This window comes from Prauserella flavalba (assembly GCF_003202235.1).
GTDB lineage: Bacteria > Actinomycetota > Actinomycetes > Mycobacteriales > Pseudonocardiaceae > Prauserella_A > Prauserella_A flavalba.
Genome location: NZ_MASU01000007.1, coordinates 235,630 through 253,029 on the forward strand (window position 1 = coordinate 235,630; position 17,400 = coordinate 253,029).

Here is a 17,400-nt window from a genome sequence, read left to right on the forward strand (position 1 = left end):
GAGCCGTCACCGCGCCTCGGCGGGGCTACGCTCGGCGTGGTCATGAGCAGTCAGGTCGTGAGCCCCGTCTTCGCGGGCCGCCGCGAGGAGTCCGCACGGCTCGCAGCCGCGTTCGCCCTCGCGACGGCGGGTGACCCGGCCACGGTCCTCGTCGGGGGCGAGGCCGGTGTCGGCAAGTCCCGCCTGATCGAGGAGTTCCTACGAACCAGCGACGCGCTCGTCCTGTCCGGCGGCTGCCCCGACGTCTCGGGCGGCGGCCTCCCGTTCGCGCCGTTCGTCGCCGCGCTCCGCGGGCTGCCCGGCGAGCTCACCGGCACCGAGCGGGACACGCTCGCCCCGCTGCTGCTCACCCCCGCCCCGCGCGCGGGCGACGACGCTCGCCTGCGCCTGTTCGAAGGGCTGCTCGCGCTGCTCGCCCGCCTCGCGGGCGCGCGGCCCGTCGTACTCGTGCTCGAGGACGTCCACTGGGCCGACCGCTCCAGCCGCGACCTCCTCGACTTCCTGGTGCGCAACCAGCGCGCCGCGCCCGGAACGCTCTTGCTCGTCACCCACCGCTCCGACGAGCCCGGCCGCGCCCGGCCGGTGCGCGCGCTGCTCGCGGAGCTCGGCCGCGTGCCGTGGGTGGAGCGGCTGGAGCTGCCGCGGCTGTCCAAGGCCGCCGTGGTCGCCCAGGTCCGCGGGATCCTCGGCCACGAGCCCGACCCGGAGGTGCTGCGGGAGATCATCGCGCGCAGCGACGGCAATCCGCTCTTCGTCGAGGCGCTGGTGGACGGCGGCCCGGAGATCACGGTCCCGGCTTCGCTGGAGGACCTGCTGCTCGCCGGTGTCGAGCAGCTGCCGAAGGCCGGGCGGGACGTGGTCAGAGCGGCCGCCGTCGGCGGGGCCAGGGTGCCGCACTCCGTGCTGGCCGCCGTGCACGACGGCGACGTCACCGGCGCGGTCCGCTCCGCGGTCGAGGCAGGCACGCTGCTCGTCGACGGCGACGACTACGTGTTCCGGCACGCCTTGATCCGCGACGCCGTCCACGCGAGCCTGCTGCCGGGCGAACGGGTCGCGCTGCACGCCCGCTACGCCGCGGTGCTGGCCGGGGTGCCGGGCGCGCAGTCACGGCTAGCCCACCACCTCTCCGCCGCGGGTGACGCGCCCGGCGCGCTCGCCGCGGCGTGGGAGGCGGCTGGCTCCGCACGGCGGTCGCTGGCCCACGCGGAGGAGCTGCGCCTGCTCGACCGCGTCCTCGAGCTGTGGCCGGATGTCCCGGACGGCGCCGAGCGCATCGGCCACGACCACGCCGCCGTGCTGGAGCACGCCGCCCGCGCCGCCGCGCTGGCCGGGGAGCCCGAACGCGGCGAGCGGCTCGCCACTGTCGCATTGGCCGAGCTGGACCGCGGCAGGCAGGGCGCCCGCGTGGCACTGCTGCTCGACCAGCGCGCCCGCCTGCGGGGACGGCTCGGCACCGGTGGCGCGCTCGACGACCACCACGCCGCGGTCCGCCTCCTCCCGGCCCGGCACCCGGCGCGGGGTGCCCTGCTCAATTCGCTCGCCGAGCACCTGCTCGTGGTGCCACTGCCCGACGAGGCACGGCGCGCGGCCGAACTCGCGCGGGACGAGGCCCACGCCGCGGGCGACGACGCCACGGAGGCCTCCGCACTGATCACGCTCGCGGTGCTCGCCGCGCGGATCGGCGACCTCGACGCCCAGCTGCCGCTGCTGGCCAAGGCCCGCGCGCTGGCGGAGAGCGCGGGCGCGGACGGGGTCCGCCTGCGGTCTCTGCGGTTCGAGGCGCACCTGCTCCAGGCCTACGGCAGGCTCGCCGAGTCCGAGGAGATCGCCCGCCGAGGGCTCGCCGCCGCGCACGAGGCCGGGCTCGCCCGGTCGGCGGGCCCGGACCACGCCGTCGACCTGATCGGCACCCTGCTGCTGGCCGGGCGCTGGGCCGAGGCGGCCGAGTCGCTCGAGCACGCGATGGAGCTGACCCAGCAGGGCACCATCCACACGCACCTGCTGGCCTACAAGGCCTATCTCGCGCTCCACCGGGGCGAGCTCGACACCGCGGCCCGGCTCGCGGCGCGGGCCAGGGCGCACAACACCGGGTCAGCCCCGCCGCCGACCCTGTTGCTCGTACCCCGCCTCGAGGCCGAGCTGGCACTCGCCCGCGGCGAGCCCGCCGAGGCTGCGAGGATCATCCTGCCAGCGCTGGAGTTTCCCCACCTCGCCGTGTCGTCGCGCTTCACGTGGCCGCTGCTGGTGGTCGGCGCGCGGGCGGCGGGCGCAGCCGGAGACCTCACGCTCCTCGGCGCGCTGATCGACCAGGCGGCGGGCACCCGCATCGCCGGACCGGTCCAGGCGGCCGAGGCACGCACGTTCGAGGCCGAGGCGGCACGGGCCCGGCAGCGGCCCGACGAGGCACTGTGGGAGACCGCGGTGGCGGCGTGGGAACCGCTCGGCCACCCGCTCCACCTGGCGACGGCACTGCTGGGCCTCGCCGGGGCCCGGCTGGCCACGGGTACCGGGCGCGACGCGGCCGTGCTCCCGCTCCGCAGGGCCGCCGAGCTGACCGCGGCCCTCGGCGCCCGTCCCCTGCACGAGGCCGTGACGGCGCTGGCCAGGCGAGCCCGGATCGCCCTGCCCGGCGAGGACGACGCCGAGCGGCCCCGGTTCGGGCTGACCGCCCGCGAGCTCGACATCCTGCGACTCGTCGCCGAGGGCCTGAGCAACCGCGAGATCGGCGAGCGGCTGTTCATCTCCCCGAAGACCGCGAGCGTGCACGTGTCGAACATCCTCGGCAAGCTCGGCGTCGCCAACCGCGTCGAGGCCGCGGCCACCGCCCACCGGCACGGTCTGCTCGGCCCGCCGGAATAGGGCTCGTGCCTCATGCGCGGGCCGGTACCTTAGTCCGACGCTAGGTTCATGACCGGAACACCCACCACCGAGGACCGCACCCGCTGGAGCGCCGTCGCCGCCGTCTCGCTCGGTGTGGTGCTCGTGGCGCTCGACATGACCGTCGTCGCCGTCGCACTGCCCGCGCTGGGTGCCGACCTGGGCGCCGGGCCCGCGCTCACCCAGTGGGTACTGCTCGCCTACTCCCTTCCACTCTTCGCGCTGAGCGTCCCGGCCGGGCGCTGGCTCGACCGCGCGGGGCCGCTGCCCGCGTTCGTGCTGGCGGTCTCCGGCTTCGGCGCGGCCAGCGTGCTCGTCGCCGCGGCCCCGACGATGGGCGTGCTGCTGCTCGGCCGCGCCGTGCAGGGCGTGTTCGGCAGCCTCGTCAACGTGGTCGCGATGCCGATCGTGGCCGCGTCGGTGCGCCCGGAGCACCGGGCACGCGCGATGAGCATCGTGCTCACACTCATCCCGCTCAGCGGCGTCGCGGGCCCCGCCCTGGGCGGCCTGCTCGCCGACACCTACGGCTGGCGCTCGGTGTTCCTGGTGAACGTGCCGATCGTGCTGGCCGCCGTGTGGGCAGGCACGCGGACGATCCCCGCCCGCCTGCCCGGCCGCGAGGGCCTGCCGAGGCCGGATCTGCGGTTCGCCCGCGAGACCCTCGTACTCGGCCTCGCCGGAACCACCCTGTTCCTGACGCTCGACCTGCTCGGCCGCTCGGCGGGTGGCCTGCTGCCCGCCCTGCTCGGTGCCGTCACGCTCGGGGCGCTCGCCGCGTACGCCCGGCTGCCGGAGTCACGCCCCGTGCGCGCGCTGCTGACGCGGCGCACGCTGCGTCTGCCGTTCCTCGCCCTGCCGCTGGTGCTCACCGGCGTCGGCGCGCTGAACTTCCTCGTGCCCTACTTCCTGGCCGAGGTACGGCACGCCTCACCCGCCCGGATCGGCATGTTGCTGCTCGCCCTCTCCGCGGGCATGGCGGTGTGCTCCCCCATCGCCGGAGTGCTCGCCGACCGGCTCGGCAGCAGGCCCGTCGCCCTCGCCGGCACGGTCGTGGTGGTGGCGGGCACGGTCAGCCTGCTGTTCACCGACGCGGGCACGGGCACCCTCGACCTGGCGTGGCGGCTGGCGCTGGTCGGCGTCGGCAACGGCCTGTTCGCGGGCCCCAACGCGGCCACTGTGCTGGCCTGCACACCACCCGAGCTGATGGGCACCGCAAGCGGCATCAGCGCGCTGCTGCGCACCCTCGGCTTCGCACTCGGGCCGGCGCTCGGCGCCATGCTGTGGACGAGCGGGGCGGCCGGTTTCACCGCGGGCATGACCGCGGTCGCCGCCGGTGCCGTCCTCGCCGCCACGGCCACCGCGCTGTCACTGCGGCAGCGCGGCCGGCAGGCCGTCAGCGCGTGAGCTTCCCCAGTGTCGTCGCGAGAGCACCTCGCTCCCCCACCTCGACGCCGCCGAGCCCCAGCCAGCCGGCCATCAGCGAGAGCTCGGCGGCCAGCTCGGCGGCGACCCGCGCGTGGTCGGCACCCGGCTCCGCGAACGCGCCCGGCACCCGCAGCACCCCGGCCGCCCGGTCGGCCTTGAGGTCCACACGCGCGACGAGCTCGCCGTCGAGCAGGAACGGGAACACGTAGTAGCCGTGGACGCGCTGCGGCTCGGGGACGTAGATCTCGATGCGGTACCGGAAGCCGAACAGCCGCTCGGTGCGCGCCCGCTCCCAGATCAGCGGGTCGAACGGGCACAGCAGGGCCCGGCCGGTGACCGTCCTGGGCGCCTTCGCGGCGGCGTGCCGGTACGCCTGCTGCCGCCACGACTCTACCCGCACCGGCTCCAGCGTGCCCTCGTCGACGAGCTCCGCGACTGCCCGCCTGCTCACCTCGGGGCCGAGCCGGTAGTAGTCCCGCAGGTCGGTCTCGGTCGCCACGCCCAGCGCCCGCGCCGACCGCTCGACGAGCTGCCGCGCGCCCTGCGCCGCGTCCACCCGGTGCGCCAGCACGTCCGGCGGGACCACCCGCTCGGTGAGGTCGTAGAGCCGCTCGAATCCACGCCGCGTCCCCGTGGTGAGCTGGCCCATCCCGAAGAGCCATTCGCAGATCTTCTTCACCTCGGAGCGGTCCCACCACGCGCCCGGCGCCCGGCGCGACTCGCCCGCGACCTCCTTCTCGATCGCGCCCGCGCCCACCGGGCCCAGCTCCTTGACCACGGCGAGCACGTCCTCGACCAGCGACGGCGAGCGTTCGGCGAGCCCGCGGTAGTGGCGCCACCAGCCCTGCCGCTTCGCGCCGGAGTGCAGCAGCGGCCAGTCGCCCACCGGCACCAGGCTCGCCTCGTGAGCCCAGTACTCCACGAGCAGCCTCGGCCTGCGCGCGCTGTGGGACCACGCCGCCTCGTCGATGAGCGCCGGGTCGTACGCTCCGAGCCGCGCGAACAGCGGCGCGTAGTGGGCCCTGACCGCGACGTTAACCGAGTCGAGCTGGATCAGCTGCACACGGGACAGCACCCGCTGGAGGTGCCGTCGCGTGGGCGGCCCCGACGGGCGCGGGTCGGCGAATCCCTGCGCGGCCAGCGCGGTGCGTCGTGCCACGGGCAAGCTCATGGTCCTCACGGTCAGCCATGCTGCCAGGACCCTCCGACACTTTCCGTGCGAGCCGCTAGCGTGCGCGTATGAGCACCGCCGCGGTTCACCTCGCCACCGTCGCCGACGCCGCCGAGATCGCCCGCATCCAGCAGGTCACGTGGCGTGCGGCGTACGCGGAACTCCTCGGGCCCGCCGCGCTCGACACGCTCGACGCGGACGAGCTGGCCCGGCACTGGCGGGAGGCGATCGAACATCCCGGCAGCGACGTCTACCTCGCGCTCGAGGGCGAGTTCGCGGTCGGCTTCTGCGCCGCGGGCCAGGCGCCCGAGGAGGAGATCGCCGCCGCGGACGGCACACTGCCCGCCGACGCCGCCCGCACCGGACTGATCTCCACGGTCCTCGTCGAGCCACGCTGGGGCCGCCGGGGCCACGGCGGCCGCCTGCTGGCCGCCGCGGCGGCCGGGTTGCGGGAGCGCGGAGCCGAGCGCGGCGTCACCTGGGCCGCGCAGTCCGACCCGGCGTCACTGGCGTTCTTCCGCGGCGCGGGCTGGCATCCCGACGGCACCGTCCGCACCCTCGACACCGGCGAGCGCACCGTGCGCGAGCTGCGCCTCACCGGCTCTCTCGACCTCCGGCTGCACGACTGAGCCACGGGGCTCGCGGAAGATCACCCAGCGCAGCACGGTGTACATGAACACGCCCTCGCAGCCGCCCGCGACCAACCTCGCGAGGTGGTAGTCGAGACCGAGGGCGGTGAGCCCGGCACCCACGCCGAGGATGAACGCGACGTAGTTGACCACCACGGCGATGGCGTACAGCACAGCCTGGCGCCCGACAGGGGCGTGCGAGCGGAAGTTGAAGGTACGGTTGAGCACGAACGCCAGCCCGAACGCGATCGCGTAGGCCACGCTCACCGACAGGGCGATGGGCAGGTTCAGCCCGCCGTGCAGGAGCGTGAGCAGAAGCAGGTCCACCCCGAACGTGCCGCTGTTGATCAGCGCGAAGCCGAGGAACGTCGGCGGCACGATCCGGGAGAGGCCGAAGGGCAACCGGGACGTCACCGCGGAGCAGAACACGGCGAAGCGCTGCGCGATCCGGGAGGCGAAGGGGTGCCGAGAGGAGGGCGTGGCCACTGCGCTAGGTTGCCAGCCCAAGGTTTCCGGACACTGACGATCACGTGAGCGTCCGGGGCACGAACTCCTTGAAGATCAAGCAAAACTCACTCGAGCGACACACGTTCGCGCTACCGTGAACCGATCACTTTTCCTGGAGGCTCTTGGTGCTTGCCTGGCTGGCTGTCACGCTCGGAGTCGCTTTCGGCTCCGCCGTGGTCCCGGTCATCAGCATCGAGGTCTTCGTCATCGGGCTCATGACCAGTGAGAACGGCATCCCGTGGCTCGCGGTCGGCGCCGCCGTGGCGATCGGCCAGATCGCGGGGAAGCTGCTGTACTTCCTCGCCGCGCGCGGGTCCATCCGCCTCCCCGACGTCCTGCACCGCAGGCTCCACCGCGAACGCCCGCCATCGGCGCGCCGCTACCGCTGGCACCTGCGCACCAAGCGGCTGCGGGCGTGGCTGGAGGCGCTGCGCGAGCGCTGCCACCGTCATCCGCACTGGATGAACGGCACCTACGGCATCAGCGCGATCATCGGTCTCCCGCCGTTCATGGCGACGAGCGTGCTCGCCGGTCTCGTGCGGATGCGGATGGCGATGTTCGTGGGCGCAGGGCTGCTCGGCCGGTTCGTCAGGTTCAGCGTGCTGGCCGCGTCACCCGCGGTGTTCGCGAACCTCATCTGATCGCGTGGGCCACCTTCCCGCAGTGAAGGCCACCTTCACTGCGTTGAACGCAGTGAAGGTGGCCTTCACTGCAACGCTGGGCAGCGGCAACGTCGGCGGGGTCGCCTAGGTTCGGTCGGCGGCCTCGAGTTCGATCGCCTTGCGCATGGTGGCGCGGGCGCGGCGGCGGTCGCCCGCGACGTCGTAGGCGTGGGCGAGCCGGTACCAGCGCCGCCAGTCCTCGGGCTCGGCCTCCAGTTCGGCCCGCCGCTCGTCGAACCAGGCGTCGGCCGCCTGGCGGTCGACGCGGCCCGACGGCCTCCTCGGCAGGTCCGAGACGTCGGGCAGGCCGCCCTCGGCGTCGAGCCTGCGCGCGAGCCGCTGCACCTGGTTGCCCGAGCGCCACGTGGTGACCAGCATCCACACGCCCAGCAGCGGCAGGACAAGCACCGCCACGCCGAGCAGCACCGGCACCGTCTCCCCCGTGCGCAGCAGTGCGACCGCGCGGCCGGCGAGCAGCACGAGGTACACGGCCACCGCGAGCGTGAGCGCGATGGCGACGTTGCGGGCCCTCACCGTGCGCTCACAGGTCCAGCACGTGCTCGAGGCCGACGGTCAGCCCCGGCCGGGAGCGGACCGCGCGGACACCCAGCAGCACGCCGGGCATGAACGACACGCGGTCCATCGAGTCGTGCCGGATCGTCAGGGTCTCCCCCTCGGCGCCGAACAGGATCTCCTCGTGCGCGACGAGGCCGGGCAGGCGCACCGAGTGCACGCGGACGTCGTCGACGTCCGCGCCGCGCGCACCAGGCCGCTCCGAGGTGGTGGCGTCGCTGCCCGGTGCCAGCCCGGCGTCGGCCCTGGCCTGCGAGATCAGCTGCGCCGTGTGCGCGGCCGTGCCGGACGGGGCGTCGGCCTTGCGGTTGTGGTGCAGCTCGATGACCTCGGCGGAGGCGTAGAAGCGGGCGGCCTGCTGGGCGAACCGCATCGCCAGCACCGCGCCGAGGGCGAAGTTCGGCGCGATCAGCACGCCGAGATCCGGCTTGGCGCCGAGCCAGCCGGTGACCGTCTCCAGCCGCTCGTGGTCGAAGCCGGTGGTGCCGACGACCGCGTGGATGTCCGAGTCGATCGCGAAGCGCAGGTTGTCCATCACCGCGTCCGGGTGCGTGAAGTCCACGACCACCTGGGCCTTGGCGTCCACGAGCGCGGCGAGGTCGTCCCCGGCGTCGACGGCCGCGACCAGCTCCAGGTCGGCGGCACCCTCGACGGCCTTGACGGCCTGCGCGCCCATGCGGCCCCTGGCGCCCAGCACGCCGACCCGGATCAGTTCCTCACTCATGCGATCACCTCGTGCAGTTCCTTCGGCAGGTCGTCGTCGTGAGCGTACGGTCCGACGACGACGGCGGTCGTGGGGCCACCGGGCGTGCGCAGCAGCGCGCGGGCGAGCGCGGCGACGTCCTCGGCGGTCACCGCGTCGATGCGCGCCACCGTGTCGGTCACGCTCAGGTAGTGGCCGTAGTTGAGCTCGTTCTTGCCGAGCCTGGTCATGCGGGAGGCCGTGTCCTCCATGCCGAGCACGAGGCCGCCCCGCAGCTGGCCCTTCGCCCGGGCCACCTCGGCCTCGCTCAGCCCGTCCTCGGCGACCTCGGCGAGCACCTGGCGGGTCACGGCGGTGACCTCGCCCAGCCGCTCCGGCTGGCACCCGGCGTAGACGGCGAGATGGCCGGTGTCGGCGTAGCTCGCCACCGACGAGTACACCTGGTAGGCCAGCCCGCGCCGTTCCCTGATCTCCTGGAACAGCCGGGAGCTCATGCCGCCGCCCAACGCGGCGTTGAGCACCGACAGAGTGAAGCGGCGCTCGTCGTGCCTGCTCAGCGCGGGCAGGCCCAGCATGACGTGAGCCTGCTCGGTGTCATCGGGGCGCAGCACCAGCTTGCGTGACGTGCGCACGCGGGCCCTGCCCTTGCGTGGCGCCGCGGGGGTGCCCGGGCCGGACAGCCGGTCGCGCAGCGTCTTGCGCACCAGGCGCAGCACCCGGCCGTGCTCGACGTTGCCCGCCACCGCGAGCACCATCTTCGGCAGCCGGTAGCGGCGCTGGTAGAAGCCGCGCAGCGCGACGGGTGACATACCCGTGATCGAGGCCTCGGTGCCGAGCACGGAGCGGCCGAGCGCGTGCCCGTCGAGGATCGTCTCCACGAACGTGTCGTGCAGCAGGTCCTCGGGGTCGTCGTCGCGCATGGCGATCTCCTCGAGCACCACGCTGCGCTCGGTGTCCACATCGGAGTCCGCGCAGCGCGCGCCGAACACCACGTCGGTCACCAGGTCGACGGCCAGCGGCAGGTCCTCGTCGAGCACCTGCGCGTAGTAGCAGGTGTGCTCCTTCGCGGTGAAGGCGTTGAACTCGCCACCCACCGCGTCGATCTCCTCGGCGATCTGGGTGGCGTCCCGGGAGGCGGTTCCCTTGAACAGCAGGTGTTCCAGGTAGTGCGCGGCACCGGCGACGTCGGGCCGCTCGTCCCGCGAGCCGATGCCGACCCACAGCCCGACGGTCGCCGAGCGCACGCCCGGGACGCTTTCAGTGACGACCCGCAGCCCGCCCGGCAGCACGGTGCGCTTCACCAGCGAACCGCCCGCACCGTCCGAAGCGGACTCGAGGGTGCGGGTGCTGCCCACGGGCTGCTCGTGCCCGGGAATCCTTGGTGCCATGAAACCTTTGCTCGCGTCGAGGAACGGCCCGTTTCCCGTGCTCAACCGGGAAACGGGCCGTTCGTCACAGTTGTTCTGTTACCGCGCTGGCTTTACTTGGCGGCCGTGTCGTCGGCCTTCTCCTCGGCCTTCTCGGCCTCGGCCGGCTTGTCGCCCCCGGCCTGCTCCTCCTCGTCCTTGACGAGCACGAGGCTGATCTTGCCGCGGTTGTCGATGTCGGCGATCTCCACCCGGAGCTTGTCGCCGACGTTCACGACGTCCTCGACCTTGGCGATCCGCTTGCCGTTGCCCAGCTTGGAGATGTGCACGAGCCCGTCCTTGCCCGGCAGCAGCGAGACGAACGCGCCGAACGCGGCCGTCTTGACGACCGTGCCGAGGAAGCGCTCGCCGACCTTCGGCAGCTGGGGGTTGGCGATCGCGTTGATCTTGTCGATCGCGGCGGTCGCGGACGGGCCGTCGGCGGCGCCGACGTAGATCGTGCCGTCGTCCTCGATGGAGATGTCGGCGCCGGTCTCCTCGGTGATCGAGTTGATCATCTTGCCCTTCGGGCCGATGACCTCGCCGATCTTGTCGACCGGGATCTTCACGCTGGTGACGCGCGGCGCGTACGGGCTCATCTCGTCCGGCTCGGCGATCGCCTCGGCCATGACCTCGAGGATCGTCAGCCGCGCGTCCTTCGCCTGGTTGAGCGCACCGGCCAGCACGTCGGACGGGATACCGTCGAGCTTCGTGTCGAGCTGCAGGGCCGTGATGAAGTCCTTGGTGCCGGCGACCTTGAAGTCCATGTCACCGAAGGCGTCCTCGGCGCCGAGGATGTCGGTCAGCGCGACATACCGCGTCTCGCCGTCCACCTCGTCGGACACCAGGCCCATCGCGATGCCCGCGACCGGCGCCTTGAGCGGCACACCGGCGTTGAACAGGCTCATCGTGGACGCGCAGACCGAGCCCATCGACGTGGAGCCGTTGGAGCCCAGCGCCTCCGACACCTGCCGGATCGCGTACGGGAACTCGTCCCGCTTCGGCAGCACCGGCACGAGCGCACGCTCGGCGAGCATGCCGTGCCCGATCTCGCGCCGCTTCGGCGTGCCGACGCGGCCCGTCTCGCCGGTGGAGAACGGCGGGAAGTTGTAGTGGTGCAGGTAGCGCTTGGTCGTCTCGGGCGACAGCGTGTCCAGCTGCTGCTCCATGCGGAGCATGTTCAGCGTGGTGACGCCCAGGATCTGGGTCTCGCCGCGCTCGAACAGGGCCGAGCCGTGCGCCCTCGGGATCACGGCGACCTCGGCGGCCAGCTGTCGGATGTCGGTGATGCCGCGGCCGTCGATGCGCACCTTGTCGCGCAGGATGCGCTGGCGGATCAGCTTCTTGGTCAGCGCGCGGAACGCGGCACCGACCTCCTTCTCGCGGCCCTCGAAGGCCTCGCCCTCGCCGATGCCGACCTTCTCCAGCACGGCGGCCTTGACCTCGTCGGTGGCGTTGTCGCGGTCCTGCTTGCCCGCGATGGCCAGCGCCTTGGTGAGGTCCTCGGTCGCCACGGCGGCGACGGCGTCGTAGGCGTCCTGCTGGTAGGCAGGGAACAGCGGGAAGTCGCCGGTCGGCTTGGCGGCCGCCTCGGCGAGCCGCTGCTGCGCCTCGCACAGCACGCGGATGAACGGCTTGGCCGCGGCCAGGCCCTCGCCCACGACCTGCTCGGTCGGCGCGGTGGCGCCCTCGCCGATCAGGTCGAGCGTGTTCTCGGTGCCCTCGGCCTCGACCATCATGATGGCCACGTCGTCACCGACGATCCGGCCCGCGACCACCATGTTGAAGGTGGCCTTCTCCAGCTGCGCCCAGGTCGGGAACGCGACCCACTGGCCCTCGATCAGCGCGACGCGCACGCCGCCGATCGGACCCGAGAACGGCAGGCCGCCGATCTGGGTCGACGCGGACGCGGCGTTGATCGCGAGGACGTCGTAGGGGTCATCGGGGTGCAGGCTCTGCACCGTGATGACGATCTGGATCTCGTTGCGCAGCCCGTCCGCGAACGACGGGCGCAGCGGCCGGTCGATCAGGCGGCACGTCAGGATCGCGTCGGTGGAGGGGCGGCCCTCCCTGCGGAAGAACGCGCCGGGGATGCGGCCCGCGGCGTACATGCGCTCCTCGACGTCCACGGTCAGCGGGAAGAAGTCGAAGTGCTCCTTCGGCTGCTTCGAGGCCGTGGTGGCCGAGAGCAGCATGGTCTCGTCGTCCAAGTAGGCGACGACCGAGCCGGCGGCCTGCTTGGCCAGCCTGCCGGTCTCGAAGCGGACCGTGCGCTTGCCGAACCGGCCGTTGTCGATCACGGCTTCCGATTCGTGCACGGTGATGCCGCTTGCTTCTGTCATGGGTGACTTACTCCTCGTGTTACCTCTCGGACGGCGTCCAGCCCCCACCCGTCGGGGGCGACGCTCGAGGTACGAGGCCGGTCATCGATCGAAGCCCTCGGGATGTCCCGGGAGCCACTACCGAGGACCGGCTGGGGCGTCCTCGCGCGCGCTGCGTCCGTCCTGTAGTTCTCTTGCTCTTCTTGTACCGAGGGGGAGCGACCCGGCGGGTCACTCCCCCTCGGAGCTCGTCAGCGGCGGAGGCCGAGTCGCTGGATCAGCGACCGGTACCGCTCGACGTCCACCTTCATCACGTAGTTGAGCAGCCGGCGACGACGGCCGACCAGCAGCAACAGGCCGCGACGGGAGTGGTGGTCGTGCTTGTGCACCTTGAGGTGCTCGGTGAGGCCGATGATCCGCTTGGTGAGCAGGGCCACCTGGGCCTCGGGCGATCCCGTGTCGGAGTCGTGCACGCCGTACTCGGACAGGATCTGCTTCTTCTCCTCGGTGGACAGAGCCACTCGCATTACTCCTTGGTTATGTGCCGTGTAGGTAAGGACGGTCCCGGCCGCCACGGACCGCAGCCGGACTCAACTGTCGAGGGTATCAGGAGGGTTCTCCGGCGACCGGTCGGCCGAGCGGGAACCGCACGACCGTGGTGTAGGCGGGACCTCGTTCGCCGGGGTCGCTGCGCATCAGCACGGCCTCGTCCGCGATCCACTCCGGACTCCGGTACTCCGCGAGCAGCCGCGCCCACACCGCCAGAGCCGCCGGTGCGTGCCCCCTGGCCAGCGTGAGGTGACCGTGGAAGGCGTGTTCGGCCGGAACCCGCTCATCGGACCTGGCCGCCTCGGCCAGCTGGCCGAGGCCGCTCCCCCGTACCCCTATCCAGAGTACCCCGCGGAACGTGCCCCCGGCTTCCAGCCGCAGCACCGGGGCCGCGTGGCCGGCCAGCCGTCGCCGCAGCCAGCCCGTCCTGGCCGCGATGTCGTCGCGGCCGTAGAAGCCGAGCGTGACGTGCCAGTTCTCCGGCGCAGCCCAGCGCAGCCTGCGGGAGGAGGGTCCCTCCGGGTGCCGGGCGAGCTCCGCCCGTAGCGAGGCCACGACCTCCTCCGGCGGTACCAGCGCGCTGAACAGGCGCGCGACGCCGGGCTCGCTCACCCCGACTTGCCCGCCCTGCGTAGCAGGTCGGCGATCGCGGGGAAGTCGGCGTCGAGCAGCTCCGCGGCGTCGAGGAGGTTCTCGTCCTCGGCGACCTCGCGCAGCGCGGCGAGCACGGGCTGGTCGTCGGGAACCGCGCCCACCGGAAAGTTGTCCCTGCTCACGGTGGGCCGTGCGGTCTTAACGTCCTCGAGCGCGGCCCGGATGGCCTCCTTGCTGCCCGCCGCGACGTCGGGGGTCAGCACCTTCCGTTCCAGCATGATGAGGCGGGACAGCACCACGGGGTTGCCGATCTTCGCGCGGCGCCCGCTCATCACCTGGCTCAGCATGGGGGCGCTGATGCCCAGCACCTCCGCGAGGTAGGCCTGCGACACGTCGAAGGCGACCACCAGCCTGCGCACGCGGTCACCGAGCGGTTCCCCGTACCACTCACGCTGCAACGCGATGTTGCGCTGGACGATCTTGTGGTCCTCCACTGTCAGCCTGCTCCCCTCGGCACTTCTGTGCAGACCCCGTCGGCGGTTCGTGAAAGCATCTTGCCAGGCCGGGTCCGGCAGCCGGGACGGAATGGACCAGCCGTTCGCTTTTGCACCCGGCCGGGTAGCCGCTCAGGCGATGCCGAGCAGCTCCCTCGTGCGTGCCACGTCGTCGCTGATCTGCGCGACGAGCCCGTCGACGGTGTCGAACCGGACCTGCCCGCGCAGGCGGGCGACGAAGTCGAGCGCCACGTGCTGGCCGTAGAAGTCCTCGTCGACGTCGAGCACGAAGGCCTCGACGGTGCGTTCCCGCCCCGAGAACGTCGGGTTCGTGCCTACCGACACGGCGCCGGGCAGCCGCTCGTCCGGCTTGGTGGAGCGGACGAACCAGCACGCGTACACCCCGTCGGCGGGGATCGCGGCGAAGCGCGGCGCCGACAGGTTCGCCGTGGGGTAGCCGAGGTCGTGCCCCCGCCCGTCGCCGCGCACGACGATGCCCTCGAGCCGGTGGGGTCTGCCGAGCGCCTCGGCAGCGGCGGCCACGTCGCCCGCGTCGATGCACGAGCGCACGTAGGTGGAGGAGAACGTGATCTCGCCGTCGTCGTTCCCGTCGCCGGGCAGCGTCTGGCCCTGCAGCTGTGCGCCGTGGGCGACGAAGCCGAACCGCCTGCCGAGCGTGCGCAGGGTCTCGACGTTGCCCGCGGCCTTGTGCCCGAACGTGAAGTTCTCCCCCACGATCACGGCCGCGGCGTGCAGCTTGTCGACGAGGATCTCGTGCACGAACTCGTCGGCGGTCAGCCGCGACAGCTCGGGCGTGAACGGCAGCACGGCGAAGACGTCGACGCCCAGGTCCTCGACCAGCTCGGCCTTGCGCCGCAACGTGGTCAGCTGCGCCGGGTGGCTGCCGGGCCGGAGCACCTCGGACGGGTGCGGGTCGAACGTGAGCACCACGCTCGGCACGTCCCGTTGCCGGGCGGCCTCCACCGTCCTGCTGATCAATGCCTGGTGCCCCCGGTGCACCCCGTCGAAGACCCCGATCGTGACGACGCACCGTCCCCAGCCACCGGGCAAGTCCGTCAAACCCCGCCAACGCTGCACGGTGCCCACCCTATGCCGGGGCCAGCACGACGACCGGGCGGGTGACGTCGCGCGCGTCGGCGGCGAGCGCGAGCACGTGGCCGCCGGGGTCGAATACGCCGTAGGTCCCGGCGATCCCGGCCGCCGGGATGGACTGCCCGTGCCGGACGGCCCTCGCGGTGGCGGCGTCGACGTCGCGCCGGGGGAACGCCGCGGCGACGGCCTCGTCCAGGCTCAGCGACAGGCCGGGCTCGGCCTCGAGCGCGTCCAGCGTGCGCGCGGCCGCGAGCGTGAACGGCCCGACGGTGGTGCGGCGCAGCGCCGCGAGGTGCCCGCCGACGCCGAGCCCCGCACCGAGGTCGCGCGCGAGCGCCCGCACGTAGGTGCCGGACGAGCAGTCGATCATCACGTCGAGCTCGACGCGGCCGGGCTCCCTGCGCGTGGCGAGCAGGTCGAAGCGGTACACGGTGACGGGCCGGGGAGGAAGGTTCACGTCCTCCCCCGCGCGCGCCCGCGCGTAGGCGCGCTTGCCGTCGACCTTGACCGCGCTCACCGTGCTGGGCACCTGCTGGAGCTCGCCGGTGAGGCCGGCGATCCCGGCCGCGATCGCCTCGTCGGTGACGCCCGCGACCTGCTCGGGCGTGGCCTCGGAGAGCCGCTCGCCCTCGACGTCGTCGGTGGTGGTCGAGGCGCCGAGCGCGAGCGTGGCGAGGTAGGTCTTGCGATCCAGCGCCAGGTGCCCGAGCAGCTTCGTCGCTCGCTCGATGCCGAGCACGAGCACCCCCGTCGCCATCGGGTCGAGCGTGCCGGCGTGGCCGACCTTGCGGGTGCCCATGATGCGGCGGGCCCTGGCGACCACGTCGTGTGACGTCATGCCGCTGGGCTTGTCGACGATCAGCAGGCCGGGAGGCGGAGGAGGCGGTTTGGGCACGGCCGCACACTGTAACGAAACGCCGTCACCTCATGCCGGGGCGGCCACCCGCTCCCGCCCCGGCGCGCGCACGTCCCACGGCCGCCTGCGCAGCCGCACGGGCACCGGCTCGCCGCGCTCCTGCGCCGCGAAGACGGCCGCCCGCGCCCGCAGGTACCACACGACCATGCGCCACGTGCCCAGCGCGAGCACCGCGACCACCGACAGCAGCGCGATCCGGAAGTTCCCGCCTGTCGCCTCCAGCAGCACGCCGATGAGCAGCGCGGTGATGGTGGTGGCGACGAAGCCGCCGACGTTGACCACGCCGGTCGCCGTGCCCACGCGCGGCAGCGGGTTGTAGTCCCTCGCCAGAGCGAAGCCGATCGTGGAGACCGGGCCGCCGAAGGAGAGCAGGGCGAACGCGGGCACGAGCACGGCGAGCGGGATCCGGCCGGGCCAGCTCAGCAGCACCGCCCACGTGGCCGCGGTCGTGGCGAGGAAGCCGAGCACGATCGGCATGCGGGCCTCGGGTCTGCGGCCGATGAACCCGCCCACCAGCGGCCCGCCGATCATCGAACCGGCGACGAACACCACCAGCAGCGAGCTCGCCGTGGTCGCCGCGTAGCCCTGGCCCTGCACCAGGAACGGCACGCCCCACAGCAGCACGAGCACGTTCTGGCTGAACATCGTGGAGAAATGCGTCCAGAAGCCGAGCCGGGTACCGGGAACGCGCAGCGCCGTGAGGACCTGCGCGCCGACCTCGCGCATCGACACCGCCTCGGACTCGGTGGTGCGCGCGACCGGGGTGTCGTGGACGCGCCACTGCACGACGGCGACGAACAGCGCGGTCCCGAGCCCGGCGACGAGGAACGTCGGCAGCCAGCCCGGGCCGGCGAGCAGCAGCGTCAGCGGCAGCGTCGCGGCGAGGTTGCCCACGAAGCCCAGCGCGCCCGTGAACGCCGTGACGAGCATGTACTGGCGGGCAGGGAAGTGGTTGGCGGCGAGGCGGAGCACCGAGACGAACGTGAGCGCGTCGCCGACACCGAGCACGCCGCGCGCGAGCAGGCCGAGCGCGTAGGTGTGGGCGACGGCGAGCAGTACCTGCCCGGAGCCGAGGAACAGCAGCGCGGCCGTGAGCATGGCGCGCGGTCCGAACCGGTCGACGAGGACGCCGGTCGGGATCTGCATGGCGGCGTACACGCCGACCTGCAGGACGGTGAAGGTGCCGAGCGCGGCGGCGCCGACCCCGAACCGGTCGGCGGCCTCGAGTCCCGCGACCCCGAGCGAGGTGCGGTGGAAAACGGCGAGGATGTAGACGAAAGCGGCGGTCAACCAGATCAGCCACGACCGCGCGCTGGCTCGCGCGGCCGCCGGGCTCCGGGACGGCAAGAAACCCCCTTGGTGTTCGTGATCACGGACAGGCGAAAGGGACGGGTGCCGTCCCGGTTACTTGTATCGGCTAACCAATGCTCGTTCATACCGTCTTCGGCCGTGCGATTGCC

The 17,400-nt window shown here is 72.9% G+C and carries 15 protein-coding genes and 1 pseudogene; 4 read left to right on the top strand and 12 right to left on the bottom strand.

Annotated features, from left to right (window positions below; translation table 11 throughout):
* Positions 1-42: 42 nt before the first annotated feature.
* A complete protein-coding gene (locus tag BA062_RS19630) occupies positions 43-2,859 on the top strand; it encodes a helix-turn-helix transcriptional regulator (protein WP_146240051.1) in 2,817 nt (938 codons plus the stop codon).
* Positions 2,860-2,907: 48 nt separating this feature from the next.
* The gene (locus BA062_RS19635; RefSeq protein WP_110338787.1) at positions 2,908-4,281 is read left to right on the top strand and encodes an MFS transporter; all 1,374 of its coding nucleotides are present in this window, start codon (positions 2,908-2,910) and stop codon (positions 4,279-4,281) included.
* Here BA062_RS19635 and BA062_RS19640 read toward each other — a convergent pair.
* Complete coding sequence (locus BA062_RS19640) at positions 4,271-5,473, bottom strand: winged helix-turn-helix domain-containing protein (RefSeq protein ID WP_425452933.1); 1,203 nt, start codon at positions 5,471-5,473, stop codon at positions 4,271-4,273. The two genes, BA062_RS19635 and BA062_RS19640, sit on opposite strands and share 11 nt — an antisense overlap.
* A 68-nt stretch (positions 5,474-5,541) precedes the next feature.
* Between BA062_RS19640 and BA062_RS19645 the strand changes: the two genes are divergently transcribed.
* The gene (locus BA062_RS19645; RefSeq protein WP_110338791.1) at positions 5,542-6,102 is read left to right on the top strand and encodes a GNAT family N-acetyltransferase; all 561 of its coding nucleotides are present in this window, start codon (positions 5,542-5,544) and stop codon (positions 6,100-6,102) included.
* 27 nt (positions 6,103-6,129) lie between these two features.
* On the opposite strand, the pseudogene BA062_RS40545 reads toward BA062_RS19645, so the two are convergent.
* Positions 6,130-6,588 (bottom strand): annotated as a pseudogene (locus tag BA062_RS40545) (GtrA family protein); the annotation flags it as partial.
* A 146-nt stretch (positions 6,589-6,734) separates the two neighbouring features.
* Here BA062_RS40545 and BA062_RS19655 point away from each other — a divergent pair.
* On the top strand, positions 6,735-7,250 hold the full coding sequence (locus tag BA062_RS19655; RefSeq protein WP_110339076.1) for a YqaA family protein: 516 nt from the start codon (positions 6,735-6,737) through the stop codon (positions 7,248-7,250).
* 105 nt (positions 7,251-7,355) lie between these two features.
* On the opposite strand, the gene BA062_RS19660 is transcribed toward BA062_RS19655, so the two are convergent.
* From BA062_RS19660 to BA062_RS19705, 10 genes are all read right to left on the bottom strand, one after another.
* The gene (locus tag BA062_RS19660; protein WP_110338793.1) at positions 7,356-7,805 is read right to left on the bottom strand and encodes a hypothetical protein; all 450 of its coding nucleotides are present in this window, start codon (positions 7,803-7,805) and stop codon (positions 7,356-7,358) included.
* Positions 7,806-7,812: 7 nt separating this feature from the next.
* Entirely contained in the window at positions 7,813-8,568 is a 756-nt protein-coding gene (gene dapB / locus BA062_RS19665) for a 4-hydroxy-tetrahydrodipicolinate reductase (RefSeq protein ID WP_110338795.1), read from the bottom strand.
* The gene (locus BA062_RS19670) at positions 8,565-9,935 is read right to left on the bottom strand and encodes a M16 family metallopeptidase (protein ID WP_110339078.1); all 1,371 of its coding nucleotides are present in this window, start codon (positions 9,933-9,935) and stop codon (positions 8,565-8,567) included. The genes dapB and BA062_RS19670 overlap by 4 nt, the downstream gene beginning before the upstream one ends.
* Before the next feature lie 92 nt (positions 9,936-10,027).
* Positions 10,028-12,295 carry a polyribonucleotide nucleotidyltransferase gene (locus tag BA062_RS19675; RefSeq protein WP_110338797.1) on the bottom strand — a complete coding sequence of 756 codons (2,268 nt, stop codon included), beginning with the start codon at positions 12,293-12,295 and terminating at the stop codon, positions 10,028-10,030.
* Between the two features lie 230 nt (positions 12,296-12,525).
* Positions 12,526-12,795, bottom strand: coding sequence for a 30S ribosomal protein S15 (gene rpsO / locus BA062_RS19680; RefSeq protein WP_110338799.1), 270 nt, complete (start codon positions 12,793-12,795; stop codon positions 12,526-12,528).
* Between the two features lie 85 nt (positions 12,796-12,880).
* The gene (thpR, locus tag BA062_RS19685; protein WP_110338801.1) at positions 12,881-13,435 is read right to left on the bottom strand and encodes an RNA 2',3'-cyclic phosphodiesterase; all 555 of its coding nucleotides are present in this window, start codon (positions 13,433-13,435) and stop codon (positions 12,881-12,883) included.
* Positions 13,432-13,911: a helix-turn-helix domain-containing protein gene (locus tag BA062_RS19690; protein WP_110338803.1), complete on the bottom strand. Its 480-nt coding sequence runs from the start codon at positions 13,909-13,911 to the stop codon at positions 13,432-13,434. Before BA062_RS19690 ends, thpR begins: the two co-directional genes overlap by 4 nt.
* 132 nt (positions 13,912-14,043) lie before the next feature.
* Positions 14,044-15,009: a bifunctional riboflavin kinase/FAD synthetase gene (locus tag BA062_RS19695; protein WP_110339082.1), complete on the bottom strand. Its 966-nt coding sequence runs from the start codon at positions 15,007-15,009 to the stop codon at positions 14,044-14,046.
* A gap of 10 nt (positions 15,010-15,019) precedes the next feature.
* Positions 15,020-15,919, bottom strand: a complete 900-nt coding sequence (gene truB / locus BA062_RS19700) for a tRNA pseudouridine(55) synthase TruB (protein WP_281271647.1) — start codon at positions 15,917-15,919, stop codon at positions 15,020-15,022.
* A gap of 30 nt (positions 15,920-15,949) precedes the next feature.
* Positions 15,950-17,287: an MFS transporter gene (locus tag BA062_RS19705; RefSeq protein ID WP_110338805.1), complete on the bottom strand. Its 1,338-nt coding sequence runs from the start codon at positions 17,285-17,287 to the stop codon at positions 15,950-15,952.
* Positions 17,288-17,400: the final 113 nt, after the last annotated feature.